Here is a 17,946-nt window from a genome sequence, read left to right as displayed (position 1 = left end):
AAGTATCCCTCCTAGTACTCTACATCGCTGCCGAAGAATTTGAACTGGATGACCGAGATGATTCCGATCACGATCGCCAGCAAAATGCCCATCGCCGAAGCGATTCCGAAATTACCGAGCACAAACGCCTGTTCATAGACGCCGTACATAACGGTAGAGGTGCTGTAAACCGGACCGCCTGCGGTAAGCAGCTGAATGAGAGCGAAGCACTGGAATGTATTGATCGTCGTAATGACGATGATGTACAAATTCGTCGGCATCAGCATCGGCCAGATGATTTTGCGGAAAATCTGCCAAGGCGTGGCCCGGTCAATCTGAGCGGCTTCGATGTAAGAAGTCGGGATGTTGCCCAGGGACGCGACGTATAGAATAATCGGCTGCCCGACCGAAGTCGTGATAAGCACCGCAATAATCGCAAGCAGGGCGGTACGCGTATCCCCCAACCAGAACACAGGCTCTGCTCCGGCCAGACCCGTCAGGTAGTTCAAAATCCCGTAGTTCGGATGATAAATCCAGCCCCAGACGACGGTGATGCTGACGACGGAAGATACGGCCGGCAGATAAAAGACCCCCCGGAAGAAAGAGCGGGAGAATTCTTTCATTTTGTAAATGTTCACCGCTACGAAAATCGAAAACACGATCACGATCGGCACCGCGATGACGACCAGCAGAAGCGTATTTCTCATCGATTTGAGAAATGTATCGTTTTTGAGCAAAGAGACGTAATTATCCAGTCCGGTAAATTCGAAATGCCTCAGCGAATAATCAAAGAAGCTGATATATACGCCCTTGAACATCGGGTACGCCACAAAGAGCAGGAAAAACCCGAGCGCCGGCAGTAAAAACAGGTAACTCATCAGCCAATCGCGCCGCACCGCTTTCCTGGATTTGCGAACTGCTGCTTCCATCCCCTATCCCTTCTTTCTCTGTTGTTTAGTGAAAGGAGCGGAGTACACGCGCACCCCGCTCCCACGCTTTGCTTGTTTACTTGGCCTTGCTCTGCGACTTCGCTTTCGTAATCGCCTCATTGGCTTTGGAGGCGAAAGTGTCCAGCGCTTCTTTGGCCGTGGCTTGGCCCGACAAAGCTTTCTGCAGTTCAGGGAACCAGAACGTGCGGATTTCGGCATATCCGTCCGCAATCGTCGGCGGATCGGTAATAAATTTACGGGCAAGCTCCGCGTATTTGTATTCCGAATTGTCGTACAGCCCCGTGACCGATGTACGTGCGGACAAGCCGCCCGTCTGGATAAGGTTTTTCTTTGCCGTCTCAGGATCGTTCGCGATGAAATCGATCAGCTTTTTGCCGGCTTCAATTTTAGCTTTATCCCCGTTGTTGAAAATAGCCATTCCGCCGAGATACGGTTCCAACTTGGGCTTAGAGCCGTCGAGTGTCGGGAACGGAAGCAGCACGTCATCGAACTTCACCTTCTTGTTCGGCTCGTTCTGAGCCTTCAGCACGGCGGAGTAGTTGATCGTAAACGCAAGCTTGCCTTGCAGGAACAGATCGTTCACGTCGGCTGCCGCAAGGGAAACCGCACCCGGAACGACAAGCTTGTCTTTGCTGCCTTTTACGATCCAGTCGAGAGCTTGGGCCGCATTGTCGGTGTTGATCGCGGCTTTGCTGTTGTCCTCACTCAGGAATCTGGATACGCCCATGTTGGCGATGTAAGCGCGCGTTCCCTGATCGCCTGCTGTGCTTTTCGCGTAGAAGCCCGACGGAATGATTTCCGGCGCTTTTTCTTTAACCGCTTGCAGCGCCTTCTCGTATTCGGCCACCGTCCACGTACGGTCGGGACGATCAAGCGGGAGCAGATCCGCCGCGCCAATTTTATCGAACACGCTTTTGTTGACCGCCATCATGAAAGGAGCCGTGTTAACCGGGTACATATAAATCTGATCCCCGACCATCGACTGCTTCCAGAGCGCCGGAGAAATGTCTTTCTTCACTTCTTCGGACACCATATCGTTTAGCGGAGCCAGTAAATTTTTCTTGCCCCAGTCGATAATGCGTCCCGGAGCGTCATAAATCACGTCGGGAGCGGTGTTGGAAGCAATCGCCACGTTGAGCTTTTGCGGTCCGCCTTCGTACGTAATCATTTCCAGATTCACTTTGATATCGGGATATTTTTTATTAAAAGCAGCGATAATCTGTTTCTCGTACTTACCCACTTCACCGTCCAGCGGCTGGAAATTCGGGAAGTTCCACCAGGTAATCTCTACCGGTTTGGATGAAGACTGATTAGGTGAAGCGCTTTCATTTTGTTTAGTCTGATCACTTCCGCAAGCAGCCAGTTGTGTCCCGATCAGGGCAATGCTCGCTGCGGTCATGAGTCCTTTTTTCCAAGTTCTCATTTCTTATCCCCCTCTATAGTTAAAAATGAATCGCTTTCATTTCCTGTGTTAAGCATAGAACATATCGCGGCGCTGCATAATCCCTTAGATTTTACTTTCATGGGCGTATTTTGACCTGTTGGGATTTAAACCTGTCCTCTATGTCCGGTGTTTAGTATACTAGTTTTACATCTAACTATCAGCATGACAACACTTCCGGAGGACATCTATGTACAAATTGATGATTGTCGAAGACGAGCCTCTCATTCGCGCGGGGCTCAAACATTATTTTGCCTGGCAGGAACTTGGAGTCGAAACCATATTGGAAGCGGAAAACGGCAAACAAGGCTTCCGCACAGCGCTTGGCGAACGGCCCGACATCGTCATTACGGACATCCGCATGCCGGAAATGGACGGCCTTCAAATGGTCGAAGAACTGCGCTCAGAGCTCCCGGATACCGTTTTTATTATTTTAACGGGATATAACGATTTCGCCTACGCTCAGAAGGCCATACGGCTCGGCAGTGTTCACGCGTTCCTTCTCAAACCTTTGGAGTACGACGAAAGCCTGTCGATCTTGATGGAATGCCTGGAGACACTGAAGCAGAGAAAAGCGGCGCGCGTTCAGCAAAATCTGCTCGAAACGGAGGCCCGGGAAACGATAAAGCTGAAGCGCAGCCAGCTTGTGAAGCTTCTCCTGGAGGAACCCGTTCCCGGAGAGATCCCGCTATCCTCGTACGGACTGGACGGCGCATCGTATACATACCTGCCCTTTGTCGTCACGTGGTTTACGCAGCAGCCTCTGAGCTACCTGGCACGGGGGCGTCTCAGAAACCAGGCGGAGAAGCTGGCGTCGGAGCTCATCCGCTGCTGCTACAACGATGCCGATCGGGTCCAGGTCCTGACGTATTTTGATCACGCCAAAATGTATGCGCTTGCATGCCTGGAAGAGAGTACGAGTCCCTCCTTGACCGGGAACGCAATTTCCGGCCCGGACGTCTCAAGGGTAAGCGGACTCTTCGGCCAGTCAGGCACCGATCAGGCCACTTTCTACGCGGCGCTCGGCAGCCGCTCGTCTGACCCGGCCGCAGCGGGCTCTTCCCTCCGGCAGGCGGAGAAAGCGCTGTACCTGCGCTTTTTCCATCCCGAGCGGCAGCTCCTGGAAGCCGGCAGGCCAGCCTCTCTTCCGGCGGATAGCGACTCAGACCCGCTCGTCCGGCTCAGCGGCCCGGACAAGGCCGAGCTCGAGCGCGGCCTTGAGACCGGCGGCGCCGAGCCGATCAAGCTGCTTTTGGCGAGGCTTGCCCGGGAGAAACTGCTGGACACGCCGGGAGCCGCTTACGGCAGCCTGCTCGGCTTTCTGCAGGATATCGTGTCCGTCACGCTGCGCTTCGCCCACAAACACGATATTCCCGTCGAAGGCGTCTATAGCGACAAGCTCCTCAAGTTGAGCTGCGTGGACGATTTTCGGACGCTGAAGGGACTTCTGGACTGGATGAGCGGGTGGATGCTGCACCTAAGCAGCGTCTACCAAGAGTCATCGCAGACGAACGGTCCCGGCAACGGGATTATTTTCAAACAGATCGAAACTTATATCCGGCAGCATCTCGATCAAGATGTGACTTTGCAGATGGTGGCGGACCAATTTTTCTACAATCCTTCCTATCTCAGCCGGCTGTTCAAGCTCAAATTAAACAAAAATTATATGACGTTCGTGTCCGAAATCCGTATTTCCCATGCGATGGACTGCCTGCAAAAGCCCGAGTATCTGGTGACGGACGTCTGCCATCTGTGCGGATACAAGAGCTATAAACATTTCGTTAAAACCTTCAAGAAGATTACCCGCCTGACACCGACCGATTACCGAAAACAAATAGGGTTGTGAGTGCCGTGAAGTTAAGAAAGCCGAACGTGAAGTTTACCCGTATGAGGCATGTGAATCACCAGATTTTCCTGCTCATGATCTTGACCGTTACCCTGCCGCTTCTGATCATGTCGGGAATCATATATATGTTTTCCTTCAAAGCCGTGAAGACGGAGTATCAGACGAGCTCCAACCTGATCCTGAACAACCTTTCCTTTAATATCGACCAGTATTTGCAGAGTATTGAGAAAGGGACGCTCAACGCCCAACTCGACGCCCAGCTTCAGAACGCCCTGGAAAACTACACCTACCATCAGGAAGAAAACAGTCAAGATATGCAATTCCAGTACCGGAGCGTAATCGAAACGTTTATCAGCTCAATCGAAATGACGATCAAGAACGTGGACAGCATCCGCATTTATGCGGGAAACCGCGTTTTCTACTCCGCCGATTTTAACCGGGCCGATTATACCTCTGGTGATTTTACGAAGGAGCCGTGGTACATCCAGACCCTCCAGCATAACGGCGGGGTCGTGCTGTTCGGCACCCATCCCCCGTTTCACCGGAAGAACGTGCACGAGCCCGTCATCTCCATCGCCCGGGTTATTAACAAGGTCGGAAGCAAGCAGCAGCTCGGCGTCATGCTGGTGGACATCCGCCTGGATTCGCTGCGGGAGATTTTGAAACTTTCAGAGACGAGCATGCGCAACTTTGTCATCATCGACAGCGACGGGGGGATCGTTTATTCCTCCGCCAACAACCAGATGGACCCAAGCAGCGTCTACAAGCTGGACACCGGAATAATCGAAACCGTTCTGAAAGAACGCACGGGCAGCTTTTACGCGCCTATTTCGGGCAAAAAATCGTACATTCATTTCCTCACGTCGCCTTATTCGGACTGGAAGGTCATTCAATCCATCGAGGAAAAAGAAATGACAAAGCCCGCCGGTCTGCTCGGCAACCTCATTCTGGGGCTGGCTCTCGCTTCGCTCGGGACTGCCGTACTGTTCATGATCCTGCTGTACAACCGCGTCACGAAGCCGATCATCAAACTTACCCGCCAGGTTAAGCTCGTCGGCATGGGCCGCTTCGATGTGAATCTGAGCAGCAGGCGTCAGGATGAATTCGGGGTGCTTTATCAGGGGATTCATAAAATGGTGGAAGAACTCCAAAATTATATCGAGCGTTCTTCCATGGCGAAAGCCCAGCAAAAAATCGCCCAATACGGAGCGCTGAAAAGCCAGATCAATCCCCATTTTCTCGCCAACGCCCTGGAAACGATTCAAATGAAAGCCGTTATCAACGGTCAGCGGGACATCTCGGAAATGGTAGGCATCCTCGGCAAGCTGTTCCGCATTCATATCCAGACCGGCAAAGAAACCGTTACTCTGCGGGAGGAGTTGGATCACATCCGCCTCTATGTCACGGTTCAGCAGATGCGCTTCGGCGACAAAATCCGGTACGTCGAAAATCTGGACCCGGGAAGCGAATCCGCGGAAGTGATGCATTTCTCGCTCCAACCGCTGGTCGAGAACGCCATCGTCCACGGACTGGAACGCAAATCCGGTCCGGGGCTGCTCGAGATCGGCGCCACGCTTTCCGGTCAAGAACTGGTCATCACCGTCCGGGATGACGGGGCGGGCATGAGTGCCGACGAGCTGGAGAAGCTGCGCGAGCGGCTGAAGCTGCCTTCGGACACGCTGGATCAGCGGCACATCGGGATCAAAAACGTACACGACCGCATCCACTTCTACTTCGGCGAAGCTTACGGTCTGACGGTGGACAGCACCCACGGTGAAGGTACGGCGGTCAGCATCCGGCTGCCGGGCGGACAGTAAGCCGAAGGACAGCACCTTGTCAGCATCTATGCTTATGCGGGCCTTTCGTTTACATACATAGGAACGCTCGTTTCCGAATACCATTAAATAGCAGCGGTCACTTGTGCTCAGAACACAAGTGACCGCTGCTATTCTATTTACCTTCTATTGCAGCTTATCTCTTTCATGCTCCAGCCGAACTAGGACAGACACCTATTTGCCAATTATTCGCAAAAAGATCACACTCCCTTACTTATCGGTTCCCACGACTATGGTTTTTTATTGAAATGGAATGATTCAAAGATTTTTACGACTTTAGACCTATAAACAGTCATTATTTCTGCAGAAATATCCGATAAAAAGAAAATAAGGATTTAATATTCTCTTTACCATCTCTATCTGGGAGTTGTTTTGAATGGGAACCACAGAGAAGACGAGTACACCTGACACCGATTCTGATTCTTTACGCTATTTTTTAAATCAAATGTCCATGATAACCGATAACAATCAATCGCTGCTTCCCTTTTATCAAACCTTGTTCCAGACTCTTTTTAATAATGCACCGATCGGGATTTATATTCTGCAAGGAAAGCACTACAATTATGTAAACAGTTATTATTCCAAATTACTCGGATATACGGCACCGGAATTGACCGACGGAAGTGTAACGCTGGAGCAGATCATTCATCCGGATGATTTTGCGATGATCCAGCAAAGAATAAAGAGCCGGAGAGCAGGCGAACCGGCGGGCGAGCAGTATACACTGCGGAAGTTCCACAAGGACGGCAGTCTGCTCTATACCGAAATTCATGCCTCGGCCGCGGAGATAGAAGGAAGAACGGTCTTGTTCGGGAGTGTGATCGATATAACCGAGCGGGTACTGACGCAGCAGAAGCTCCTGGAGAGCAGCGAGCAGTACAAATCTCTTTTCTACAACAGCCCGGATGCCATCTTCTCCTTCGATGACGAGGGGAATTTTCTCAGTGCGAATCCCGCAAGTGAAGTAATTACCGGCTACACGACAGAAGAATTGCTGAACATGTCATTTGCTCCCCTCATCCACCCCGAGGATCTGCCCGAAGCGATCAAACATTTCAATGATGCGAAGAACGGCATACCGAGCAGCGGGGATCTTGTGATCACCAAGAAGGACGGCACGCCTATTCACCTGAACGCCACCCATTTTCCAATGAAAGTAGGCGGTGTAATCACGGGTACATACGGACTGGCCCGAGATATTACCCAGCGGATTCTGTATGATAAGCAGATGGAACAATTCGCTTTCTATGATCCGCTTACGGGCCTTCCGAACCGGAAGCTGTTCGAGGACCGGCTGGGGCAGTTAATGAATTATTCCAAAGAAGACCGCAAACAGTTTGCCGTCTTGTTCCTCGATCTGGACCGTTTCAAGCTCATTAATGATTCGTTAGGCCATCACCTGGGGGATGAGTTTCTCAAAATGGTGGCGGCGCGGCTCTCGCAAGTGCTGAAACCGACAGATACGTTCAGCCGCCTGGCCGGCGATGAATTCACCATCCTTGTACCCGAAACATGCAGAGAAGAAGCCCAGCAGACTGCCGAAGCGATTATCGACCTGCTGGCAGAGCCCTTTCAGGTTGAGGGTCACTCGGTAACCGTTACGGCGAGCATTGGGATCGCCTTCGGCAAAGGACGGGAGAATACCGTGCATGAACTCATCCGCAATGCCGATACCGCTATGTATTACACCAAAAAATTCCGTAAAACGAGATATACGATTTATTCGGAAGAAATGGATCAGAACGCGTCCTACAAACTGACAATTGAGCGCGATCTCAAATTCGCGATTGAAAAGAATGAACTGGAACTTTTTTATCAGCCCATCATTGATTTGAAAACCGAGCAGATTACAGCCATGGAAGCGCTCATCCGCTGGAAGCATCCCGAACTCGGGCTTGTTCCGCCAAGTGACTTTATCCCTGTTGCGGAAGAAAGCGGGCAGATTATTACCATCGGCTCCTGGGTTCTGCACACCGCCTGCCAGCAGGCCAAGCTTTGGCAGGATTCCGATGTGCCGCCTTTTAAGGTAGCCGTGAACATTTCGACCAAACAGCTGCAGCATGAGAAGTTCGTGGATTCCGTCATTGAAATCCTCGGTACGACGAATCTCGCTTCCAAATGGCTGGAGCTTGAAATTACCGAAAGCATCTTGCTCGATGATGTGGAATTAATCAATGAAAGCTTAATGAAGCTGAAGCAGGCGGGGGTTTTTATCTCCATTGATGATTTCGGCACCGGGTATACCTCTTTGAGCTATCTGCGGCAGTACCCGTTCGATAAGGTCAAAATCGATCGCAGCTTTATTGATGATATCAATCGTGACTTGAACGGCAAACGGATCGCATCCGCTATCATCTCGCTGGCTCACAGCCTGAACATGAACGTCGTCGCGGAAGGCATTGAGAATGAAGTCCAGTGGGAGTATCTGATCGAAGAAAAGTGCAACGAAGGACAAGGTTACTTCTTCAGCCGGCCGCTGCCGGTCCATTCTCTTCAGCTTCATTCACCCATGAAGTTTGCCTCCACCGGCAAAAATCAGCTGACGTGACGGGCTTTACATACGGCGTGCCTGATTCCTAATTTGAATAAGCTACTGATAGAAAGGGAGCTCCTGCTCCTTTTTTTGTATGCCTGTTATCGGCCCTGAAACACGAACAGCTTCCTTATTCGCAGCTGTCAAATTGTTGTCAAGGTTTATTCAAGCTTTCTTCACCCGTTTGTCAACGATCCATCACATATATTGTGAAAATAATCACATACAAGATGTATTCTAGTGTTAGAAGGTTTTTTTATTTCCATCCAAATTCTGTTCTCGTATGAACCAAGGGGGAAGGCGATGACAATGACTCCATTCAAAAAGCACGAGAAGAATCTCATGATTCTGATGTTCGCAGTGGCTGCGATCATGCTGATCTCTTTTCTCAGAAGACTATTCAGCTAACGTTACCAAACAGTATCGGCTGAGATGACGAGTCCTGCGATTGAAAGCAGCCCGCTGCATTGGCTGCACGGATGCCTCATCCAGCCTGCGTATTCTACTAAAGTACTACCATGAGGAGTTGACACTATTATGTTCGATTATGATCCGGTGCTGTACAGCCGTTATCTGACGGAGCTGACACTGGCATTCCATATCATTTTTGCAACGATCGGTGTCGGCGTTCCCGTTATGATCGCCTTGGCGGAATGGACGGGAATCCGGCGCAATGACCGCTACTACTCTCTGCTGGCCCGCCGCTGGGCCCGGGGATTCGTCATTACCGTTGCCATCGGTGTGGTGACCGGCACGGCTATCGGCCTCCAGCTCAGTCTGCTGTGGCCGAGTTTCATGGAAATTGCGGGGCAGGCCATTGCGCTTCCGCTCTTTATGGAGACCTTCGCTTTCTTCGTAGAGGCAATTTTCCTCGGCATTTATTTATATACATGGGACCGCTTCAAGCCGAAAAGACACTTGATGCTGCTTATACCCGTTGCCATTGGAGCTTCGGCTTCCGCTTTTTTCATCACCACAGTGAACGCGTTTATGAATACACCGCAGGGATTCACCCTGGAGAACGGCGTCATCACGAACGTTGATCCCCTCGCGGCCATGTTCAACCCGTCGACACCGACCAAGGTGTCACACGTACTGGCCTCTTCCTATATGACCAGTGCCTTTATTCTCGCGGCGATCGCGGCCTTCTCGCTGCTGCGGCGCAAGGGCGACCGGCTCTACGCCAAGAAGGCGCTGAAGCTGACCATGACGGCCGGTCTCGTCTTCGCGCTCGCCACTGCGGCCATCGGCGACTTGTCCGGTAAATTCCTTGCGGAATACCAGCCGGAGAAATTGGCCGCAGCCGAATGGCACTTCGAGACGCAGGAGAAGGCTCCGCTTCTGTTCGGCGGTATCCTGACCGAAGACAACGAAGTCAAATATGCGATCAAAATTCCTTACGCCCTCAGCATACTTGCAGGAAGCACGCCCGGCTACGAGGTGAAGGGGCTCGATCAGATCGACGATGAGCTGGAGCCGCCGCTGTACGTGCACTATTTCTTCGACGGCATGGTAGCCATCGGTTCGTTCACGATCTTGGCAGCGCTCGTATACATGTGGATGAGCCGCCGCAAACGGGCCGCCAAGCCCTTGCCGCGCTGGCTGCTGCGGACGATCGTTGCGTGCGGGCCGCTGTCCATGCTCGGCATCTGGCTCGGCTGGTTCTATGCCGAGGTCGGCCGGCAGCCGTGGATTCTGCGCGGCTACATGAAGGTAGCCGATGCCGCGACCACCTCTATGCACGTCGATAAGATGCTGCTGCTGTTCTGCCTGCTCTACCTGATCCTTGCTTTCACCGCCGTGAAAGTGCTCTCCAAGCTGTTCCGCAACAACGATGTGGCAGATGAACTCATCGCCTTCGGTGTTCTGGAGAAAAGGGGGCCGCTTAAATGAGTATAGAACTGCTTGGCATCACGGTACTCTGGATTTTTCTGTTCGGTTATCTCATTGTCGCTTCCATTGATTTCGGGGCCGGATTTTTCAGCTATTATTCCGTCATCAGCGGCAGCAAGAACATCACACACCGGATTATCGAGCGCTACTTGTCTCCGGTGTGGGAAGTGACGAACGTCTTTCTGATCTTCTTCTACATCGGACTCGTCGGCTTCTTCCCGGAAACCGCCCGCTATTACGGGACAGCGCTGCTTGTCCCCGGATCGATCGCATTAATTCTGCTCGCCTTCCGCGGCTCGTATTATGCGTTCAGCACGTACGGCTCCAAGGACAACAAGTGGTACATGCTGATCTACGGAGCTACGGGACTGCTGATTCCGGCCGCCTTATCGACTGTTCTTGCCATATCGGAAGGCGGGATCATTGTGGAGAATGCGGGCACAATTACACTCGACTGGAACGCCTTGTTCGGGAGTGTCTACACCTGGTCTGTCGTTCTGCTGGCCATAGTGAGCGTCTTGTATATCTCAGCCATGTTCCTGTCGTACTATGCGCACAAGGCCCGCGACGAGGCGGCATTCGAAATCGTCCGCGGCTACGCGCTCTTCTGGAGCATTCCGACCATTCTGGCGAGTATGCTTGCGTTCTTCGCCATAGCCAAGCACAATCCGGAGCATTTTGCCAATATGCTGGATCTGTCGTGGATGTTCATTCTCTCGCTCCTTTTCTTCCTGGTTGCCGTATACAGCGTGTGGAAGAAACGTAACCTCGGCCTAGCCTTCGTGGCCGTCATGCTGCAGTTTGGCTTTGCTTTCTTCGGCTACGGGGCTTCCCATCTTCCGTACATTCTGTATCCGTACATCTCCATCCACGAGAACTTCACGAATCAGACGATGGGTACAGCGCTCGTGACCGCTTTTATCGCAGGCTTACTCATTCTGGTTCCTTCCCTGATCCTGCTCATGAGGCTCTTCCTGTTCGATGCGGAATATGTGCAGGGCAAATCCAAGAAGAAAGGATGAATACCGATGGACTATTTCCTGATTACGTACGCACCGCCCATTGTCGTGGGGCTTTCCCTGCTGTTTGTATTCCTGTGGTCGCCCAGGGCGCGGGAAGTCACAGAGCCTGGCGAAGATACGCCACAGCGCGAACGGGCTATGAAGAAGCCTTAGTCACTCCGCTTCCACCAATTCCCATGAACCGGACTTCAACAAGTCCGGTTCATTTTTTTATCACGGGGTAACATATACATGGCGCTGATTTCATATTCCGATAACAATCCTCGGGTATAATAGTATCAGCAGCCAACTTAATCGTTCAAGGAGGTGCGAGCATAAATGTATTATGATGAGGACCGCGAGCCGTTCGAAGAAACCGAAGCCGATAACGTCTAAGTTATCCGCTTTATCGTATCACCGTTTCAACTAATCGAATAAGAAAAGCCCGCTTCCGGGGAAGGAAACGGACTTTGTGCTTTACACGAAAGACGATGCTGCCGGCACCGTTTTTTTTATTGCTATATTTTTATAATATAATTATTCTAGTCAAACAATAACACTCCTTTTTCCTCCAATTTTTTTATCATTTTTAATTTATTATTGTTATGGATAGAATAATATTCTCCGCTGTTATTATAGTTAAAATACCCCTCTTCCATGGTCAGCAATTTAAAATACAAATGCAATGATTCCCCATTATTATTTGTTTCTATTTCAACAAGAAGGTCCCATCGGTCATCACTCGGCTTTTTTTCCAATTGAATAGAATTTCTTAATGTAAGTAAACATTCAGAAATGAAATTCGTATCACGAATTTCTGTTTCCTTTCCTTTATGCACGACTGTCACCATTCTTACATTCTCTATTGAAATATTCTCATGAAATTTAATAGTCGTTATTTGCGACTGATTATACCTATAAAATAACAATAAAATTAATAAAAAAGCAGCAAATACACATAAGAAAATTTTCTTCATTTATGTCCCTGCTTTCTTAACACGAACGTTTAAAATAAATCGAAATCACAACAAAAAAAATCAAAAAACAATTTATATTTTCTCTATGCCTATACTACAATTTATAGTTTCTAACGGTAATTATATACAAAAACTCCTTTCACACAAATAAATATTTTAGCGGTATTACCGGTTTCATGCGAATAATTACATACCCAAAACAACAAAAAACAAGCTGACGCCGGCGGATTGCCAACGACAGCTTGCTGTCTTTTAGCTATGTTTCAAAGAAAGGGAACCGTCCCTGGAGAAGCAATTTCCCTGGGATACTCCGCTTATTTATCTTCGTTCAAATACACGGCTTTGCCTGTTTTGGAGGATTCGTAGATCGCTTCCAGAATCTCCGATACGACAAGCGCCTGCTCCGGTGTAACGACAGGGTCCTTGTCGTTCTCGATGGCGTCAATCCATAGACGCATCTCAAGATCCGGCGCGTTATCCGTATCACCTTCGTAGAATGCAACACCGCCGCTGGACAGTTCGATGTTCTGCGTGTAGAGACGGCTGTTCTTCTCGCCGTTAATGCGCAGACCGTTTTTCATGTCCGCTCCGCCTTCTGTTCCGCTCAGTGTGCATTTCGCTTCGTCCACCTCCAGCGTGTTCAGAGCCCAGCTGGACTCCAGCATGATCGTTGCGCCGTTCTCCATGGTAATCATTCCGAAAGCGGAATCTTCGACCGTAAATTTAGCCGGATCCCAAGGTCCAAAAGCGTTAGCTGCATCTGCGCGGTGGGACAGCTTATGGTAAGCCGTACCCAGAACGACTTTGGGTTTGTAGTTATCCATCATCCACAGCGTCAGATCCAGCGCGTGAGTACCGATATCGATCAGCGGGCCTCCGCCTTGCTTCTCTTCATCCAGGAACACGCCCCAAGTCGGTACGGCGCGGCGGCGGACCGCGTGGGCCTTGGCGAAGTAAACCTCACCCAGTTCGCCGTCCTGGCAAAGTCTTTTCAGATATTGGGAATCCGAGCGGAACCGGTTGTTGTAACCGATCGTAAGCTTTTTACCCGTACGTTTTGCAGCTTCTACCATCCGGCGGGCATCGACAGATGTCTTCGCCATCGGCTTCTCGCACATCACGTGCTTATCTGCTTCAAGAGCCGCAATCGTAATATCCGCATGAGAATCGTTTGGTGTACAAACATGGACTATATCAAGGGAGGAATCCTTTAGCAGTTCACGGTAATCCTGGTACACGCAAGCATCTCCGGAGCCGTATTGTTTCTTTGCGTTTTCTGCCCGTTCAAGGATGACATCGCAAAATGCAGCCAATTCAACGTTAGGCAGTTTGGCCAGACTTGGAAGGTGTTTCGCGTTAGCAATTCCTCCGCATCCGATAATTCCGATCCGGTACTTTTGTGACATTGCAGTTCCTCCTTAAAATGGTTGACAAAGGTATGTAGATAGGAGCAGACAGGATCGGCATTCGAAATGTACGCGCGTTCTAAAATTTATCGGCTTCCCCTGTCCTCTCGAACGTACTACAATAAAGTATAGAAGATACAACGCCAAAAGAAAATTACGAATCTGGCGATACTTATATGCAATTTTGGCATTCGGGGGTCCAGTCGGTGGAAATCTATAACGAACAAATTAACTATGAAAACCCTTTTTTGGCTATGCGGGTTTTTCAGTCCCGCAGGGAGACTGAATTGCTGGGGCAGTGGCACTACCACAAGGAGGTCGAGATGCTGGCTGTCGTCGAGGGAGAACTGGAAGTCTACCTTGAACACGAGGTTGTCCGCATGACGGCAGGCGATGTTCTCCTTATCGGCTCTTCAGAGCTGCACCGTGACCGATCGGCATCCAGTTCCCCCTTGGTCTACTACGTATTTCAGTTTGATCTGGAGCATTATTTTGACGAAAGCGGGATTGCCTATCTCCGATATTTCTCAGAGACTCAATCTGCGCTCAGCAAGCTTAATTATATCTTCCGGGATAATCCGGCCATCCGGGCTGAAATCTTCTCGTACATCAAGGACATCCACATGGAGTGGAAAAATAAGCAGGTCGGCTACGAAATTGCCGTCAGTATTCTGATCAAACGGATCGTACTTACCCTGCTGCGCGGAGATACGGAGAGACTTCTTAATTATGGCAGCAGCACCGATCTCGTCAGGCTGAAGCCCGTATTCGAATATATCGACCGCAATATCGACGGCAAAGTATACGTGGAGGAGGCCAGCAGAGCCGCGAATATCTCCTACTACTATTTTGTCAAATACTTCAAGAAAGTACTCGGCATTTCTTTCATGGATTACGTGAATTCCAAGAAAATTAAGCGGGCGGAGAAAATCCTCCTCACCCAGGATATCAGCGTCGCGCAGGTCGGCGAACAAATCGGCATGTCGAATATGGCGCACTTCTATAAAACCTTTAAGAAAGTGAATCAATGCTCCCCGCATGAATTTCGCAAAAAAATGCTGGAATGGAACCGCTAGTCCCTTTGAAATCTTCTGTCATTCCCAGACAGACAGCTTCTCGGTTCTCGCCTACGCCGCCGGCCTCTGCCCTGTCCGCACCCCTTGCTTGTTGAGGATATCTATATAAAAAAGCCCGGCCGAATTCGGCCGGGCTCTTCCGTTTCAACCGGGCTCTCCAATACGGAATCCTGTCCTGTTCGTATGAATCGTTAAAGGGACCGGCGAACCTGCTGGGCAACCAGCTTATAGCCTACTCCACGGATCGATTCGATCTGTACCGACTGCTGGTTCATCTCCAGCTTCTTGCGGAGCGAACTGACATGCACGTCCACCGTCCGCTGGCCGCCGATATAATCAAACCCCCATACGATGTTCATCAGATCATCGCGAGTGACGACAACGCCGGGACGCTGGACAAGATACAGCAGCACCTCGAACTCCTTCGGACGAAGCGGGATCGATTCTTCTCCGAGATACACTTCATATTTTTCAGGAAAAATCTGAAGATCTCCGAACGAAATGACCTTGTCCGTTGATTTCTTGCCCTCGCTGCCGGGTTCATCCGTATGTGTGCGCCTTAAGACGGCGGCAACCCTGGCAAGCAGCTCCGCAACTCCGAACGGCTTCGTAATATAATCGTCTGCGCCATGCTTCAGACCTTGAACGACTTCTTCCTCCGCGTTGCGGGCCGTCAGAATGACAACCGGCGTCACGTTGCCTTTCTGTCTCAGCTTGGACAGTACTTCAAACCCATTCAATCCTGGCAGCATGATGTCCAGAATGATCAGATCATAAGGCTGCTGCATAGCAGCCTGCAGACCGTCTCCGCCATGATCGACCACCTTGGTTTCATAGCCTTCCTGAGTCAAATTATAAGAAAGCAGCCTTGCGAGTGTAGGCTCATCTTCAATAACCAAAATTTTTTGTGACATCGTGTCCCCCACGCCTTTTAACGTCTTGTACGACTAGTGTAAGCTAATCATACCAGTGAAATGTAAATCTCATGTAAACAAATCATTAAGGCCATGTAAACTATCCGGAAAAACCACGCGCATCTAAGGATGGATGACCGGCAGCTCGATAATAAATTCGGTTCCGGAACCGACTTCGCTTTCCACGCGGATCGTACCCTGATGCATATCGACCAGATGCTTCACAATCGACAGGCCCAGTCCGGTTCCGCCTGAACTGCGGGATCTTGCCTTATCCACCCTGTAGAATCTTTCGAAAATACGCGGCAAATCCTTGCTCGGTATCCCGATTCCGCTGTCTTTAATGCTTATCCGGATACGTTCATCGTCCATACCGCCCTCATGCTCGATCGACTCGGCCTTTACCGATACCGTCCCGCCTTCCGGCGTATAATTGATTCCATTGGCCAAGAGATTAATGAGAATCTGGCTGATCCGGTCTTCGTCCGCTTCCAGATAGAGATTCTCCTCTGCGCTCATGGAAAGGGATATCTTCTTCTTCGCCGCTTCTGACTCCATCATTTGAAGTGATTTTTCAATAATGCTATCCAGGCTCGTAGGCGACAGCTGGAGAGGGATGCGTTTGGACTCGATTTTGGATAATTCCAGAATATCCCCAACCAGTCTGTTCAACCGTTCGCTCTCATCAAAAATAATTTGCAGGAACGACTTCGCGGTCTCGCGGTCGTCAAGTGCGCCCGCCAGCAGCGTTTCGGAGAAGCCTTTTACGGCTGCAATCGGCGTCTTGAGCTCATGGGATACATTCGCGACAAACTCGCTGCGCATCCGCTCCAGACGGCGGATCGCGGTAATGTCGTGCAGGACGACAAGCACGCCCGACCATTCCCCGCCCGCCTGCAGAATCGGGCTCAGACTAATTTCCAGAATCCGCTCAACCGGATAGTAGAAAATCTTTTCTTCGCGGATATATTTATTCGTTTCTATACATTCCTGAATTAGCTTCGTCAATTCGAACTGCTGCTTGGCTTCATTATATTTCTTTCCGTACAGTTCACTCGAAGAGAAACCCAGAATATCTTCAACAGATCTGTTTACGAGTACGATCCGCTGATCCTTATCCACCATCAGAATACCGCTGCCCATATTCTCCAGGACACCTTTAAGTCGTCCCTCATGCTCCAGAATCCGGTTCATCTGCATCTGCAGGCTGTCCGCCATCCGGTTAATCGCCTGGCCCAGCTGCCCAACCTCATCCAGGCTTTGAGTTTCGACTCGTGCTTTGTAATTACGGTTCGTAATCTGCTGAGCGACTTGAGTAATATTCTCAATCGGCCGCGTCAAACCTCTGGCAATCCGGTAACTGATTATGCCTGCTGCTGCGAACAATATAAGCAGTCCGGTGAGCAGGAACAGCCACAGATGGCGGAGTGTCTGCTCCACCTGCTCCAGACTAATCGCAAGCCGCAGGTATCCGCTCACTTCACCTCTGCCGTCTTTTACAGGTATCGCCGCATACAGCATATTCCGCTCCAGCGTATTGCTGTGACGGATGGTATAACCCGCGCCTTCCTTCATAGCTTGAGTGATTTCGGCCCGATTCATGTGATTATCCATTTCTGCCGGATTCTCATCTGAATCTCCCAGAACCTGACCGTCCTCCCGGATATAAGTGACACGCGCTTCCGTATATTGCTTCAGTCGCTGTGCCTGCTGCGTGTAATAAGGAATCAGGAACTCTTCCTCACCCGCACGGTTCCAGTCGCCCATTGTTTCCATGACGCGAAGCTCGCGTACGAGGTTGCTCTCCAGCTCTTTTATATGGGAGTCCTCAAGCAGCTTCGCCATAAACACACCGGCGATCAGCATGGAGCCTCCGATCATGATCATAAGAATAACAGTTAATCGGACACGAAATTTATGCATCGGTACTCTTCACTCCAAACGTCGGGATCATCTTTTTTTGCGAGCGTCTGCCTCAATAGCTCTCGTTCTTTACACCGTATTTGCAGACACACAAAATCTATCTTAAGTGTAAGCTCCCGCCGCGGGCAACAAAAGTAAAGATTATGTAAATGGCAAGAAAACCGGAAGCGAA

Annotated in this window: 13 protein-coding genes; 7 read left to right on the top strand and 6 right to left on the bottom strand. The window is 50.4% G+C overall.

The window, feature by feature from the left end; genetic code table 11:
- Positions 1-11: 11 nt before the first annotated feature.
- Both EDM21_RS15600 and EDM21_RS15595 read right to left on the bottom strand, forming a co-directional pair.
- On the bottom strand, positions 12-908 hold the full coding sequence (locus EDM21_RS15600) for a carbohydrate ABC transporter permease (RefSeq protein ID WP_157336859.1): 897 nt from the start codon (positions 906-908) through the stop codon (positions 12-14).
- A gap of 76 nt (positions 909-984) precedes the next feature.
- Positions 985-2,352 carry an ABC transporter substrate-binding protein gene (locus EDM21_RS15595; RefSeq protein WP_235918215.1) on the bottom strand — a complete coding sequence of 456 codons (1,368 nt, stop codon included), beginning with the start codon at positions 2,350-2,352 and terminating at the stop codon, positions 985-987.
- A gap of 208 nt (positions 2,353-2,560) precedes the next feature.
- On the opposite strand from EDM21_RS15595, the gene EDM21_RS15590 reads away from it, so the two are divergent.
- From EDM21_RS15590 to cydS, 6 genes are all read left to right on the top strand, one after another.
- Positions 2,561-4,216 carry a response regulator transcription factor gene (locus tag EDM21_RS15590; RefSeq protein ID WP_157336857.1) on the top strand — a complete coding sequence of 552 codons (1,656 nt, stop codon included), beginning with the start codon at positions 2,561-2,563 and terminating at the stop codon, positions 4,214-4,216.
- Between the two features lie 5 nt (positions 4,217-4,221).
- Positions 4,222-6,033 (top strand): histidine kinase, encoded by a 1,812-nt coding sequence (locus EDM21_RS15585; RefSeq protein ID WP_157336855.1) that lies wholly within the window; start codon positions 4,222-4,224, stop codon positions 6,031-6,033.
- 394 nt (positions 6,034-6,427) lie between these two features.
- Entirely contained in the window at positions 6,428-8,599 is a 2,172-nt protein-coding gene (locus tag EDM21_RS15580) for a sensor domain-containing protein (protein ID WP_235918214.1), read from the top strand.
- A 522-nt stretch (positions 8,600-9,121) separates the two neighbouring features.
- Entirely contained in the window at positions 9,122-10,477 is a 1,356-nt protein-coding gene (locus EDM21_RS15575) for a cytochrome ubiquinol oxidase subunit I (protein WP_157336853.1), read from the top strand.
- Positions 10,474-11,499: a cytochrome d ubiquinol oxidase subunit II gene (locus EDM21_RS15570; RefSeq protein ID WP_157336851.1), complete on the top strand. Its 1,026-nt coding sequence runs from the start codon at positions 10,474-10,476 to the stop codon at positions 11,497-11,499. Before EDM21_RS15575 ends, EDM21_RS15570 begins: the two co-directional genes overlap by 4 nt.
- Before the next feature lie 6 nt (positions 11,500-11,505).
- A complete protein-coding gene (cydS, locus tag EDM21_RS24615) occupies positions 11,506-11,652 on the top strand; it encodes a cytochrome bd oxidase small subunit CydS (protein WP_166542037.1) in 147 nt (48 codons plus the stop codon).
- 368 nt (positions 11,653-12,020) lie between these two features.
- Here cydS and EDM21_RS15565 read toward each other — a convergent pair whose 3' ends face one another.
- Together EDM21_RS15565 and EDM21_RS15560 are read right to left on the bottom strand one after the other, a co-directional pair.
- Positions 12,021-12,455 carry a hypothetical protein gene (locus EDM21_RS15565; RefSeq protein WP_157336849.1) on the bottom strand — a complete coding sequence of 145 codons (435 nt, stop codon included), beginning with the start codon at positions 12,453-12,455 and terminating at the stop codon, positions 12,021-12,023.
- A gap of 314 nt (positions 12,456-12,769) precedes the next feature.
- On the bottom strand, positions 12,770-13,861 hold the full coding sequence (locus tag EDM21_RS15560) for a Gfo/Idh/MocA family protein (protein ID WP_157336847.1): 1,092 nt from the start codon (positions 13,859-13,861) through the stop codon (positions 12,770-12,772).
- A 206-nt stretch (positions 13,862-14,067) separates the two neighbouring features.
- Here EDM21_RS15560 and EDM21_RS15555 point away from each other — a divergent pair, with 206 nt between their 5' ends.
- The gene (locus tag EDM21_RS15555; protein ID WP_166542036.1) at positions 14,068-14,937 is read left to right on the top strand and encodes a helix-turn-helix domain-containing protein; all 870 of its coding nucleotides are present in this window, start codon (positions 14,068-14,070) and stop codon (positions 14,935-14,937) included.
- A 191-nt stretch (positions 14,938-15,128) separates the two neighbouring features.
- On the opposite strand, the gene EDM21_RS15550 is transcribed toward EDM21_RS15555, so the two are convergent.
- Entirely contained in the window at positions 15,129-15,851 is a 723-nt protein-coding gene (locus tag EDM21_RS15550) for a response regulator transcription factor (protein WP_157336843.1), read from the bottom strand.
- 123 nt (positions 15,852-15,974) lie between these two features.
- Positions 15,975-17,774 carry a two-component system histidine kinase PnpS gene (gene pnpS / locus EDM21_RS15545; RefSeq protein WP_157336841.1) on the bottom strand — a complete coding sequence of 600 codons (1,800 nt, stop codon included), beginning with the start codon at positions 17,772-17,774 and terminating at the stop codon, positions 15,975-15,977.
- Between the last annotated feature and the right edge of the window lie 172 nt (positions 17,775-17,946).

It is taken from the genome of Paenibacillus lutrae, from assembly GCF_009757775.1.
In the GTDB taxonomy this organism is placed as follows: domain Bacteria; phylum Bacillota; class Bacilli; order Paenibacillales; family NBRC-103111; genus Paenibacillus_F; species Paenibacillus_F lutrae.
The sequence above is the reverse complement of the archived record's forward strand: the minus strand, read 5'-3'. Positions and strand labels throughout refer to the sequence as shown.

What these genes read in the sequence shown, in the direction of transcription:
- EDM21_RS15600 (WP_157336859.1), bottom strand. Translation starts at nt 908, where the DNA reads ATGGAAGCAGCAGTTCGCAAATCCAGGAAAGCGGTGCGGCGCGATTGG.
- EDM21_RS15595 (WP_235918215.1), bottom strand. Translation starts at nt 2,352, where the DNA reads ATGAGAACTTGGAAAAAAGGACTCATGACCGCAGCGAGCATTGCCCTG.
- EDM21_RS15590 (WP_157336857.1), top strand. Translation starts at nt 2,561, where the DNA reads ATGTACAAATTGATGATTGTCGAAGACGAGCCTCTCATTCGCGCGGGG.
- EDM21_RS15580 (WP_235918214.1), top strand. Translation starts at nt 6,428, where the DNA reads ATGGGAACCACAGAGAAGACGAGTACACCTGACACCGATTCTGATTCT.
- EDM21_RS15575 (WP_157336853.1), top strand. Translation starts at nt 9,122, where the DNA reads ATGTTCGATTATGATCCGGTGCTGTACAGCCGTTATCTGACGGAGCTG.
- EDM21_RS15570 (WP_157336851.1), top strand. Translation starts at nt 10,474, where the DNA reads ATGAGTATAGAACTGCTTGGCATCACGGTACTCTGGATTTTTCTGTTC.
- cydS (WP_166542037.1), top strand. Translation starts at nt 11,506, where the DNA reads ATGGACTATTTCCTGATTACGTACGCACCGCCCATTGTCGTGGGGCTT.
- EDM21_RS15565 (WP_157336849.1), bottom strand. Translation starts at nt 12,455, where the DNA reads ATGAAGAAAATTTTCTTATGTGTATTTGCTGCTTTTTTATTAATTTTA.
- EDM21_RS15560 (WP_157336847.1), bottom strand. Translation starts at nt 13,861, where the DNA reads ATGTCACAAAAGTACCGGATCGGAATTATCGGATGCGGAGGAATTGCT.
- EDM21_RS15550 (WP_157336843.1), bottom strand. Translation starts at nt 15,851, where the DNA reads ATGTCACAAAAAATTTTGGTTATTGAAGATGAGCCTACACTCGCAAGG.
- pnpS (WP_157336841.1), bottom strand. Translation starts at nt 17,774, where the DNA reads ATGCATAAATTTCGTGTCCGATTAACTGTTATTCTTATGATCATGATC.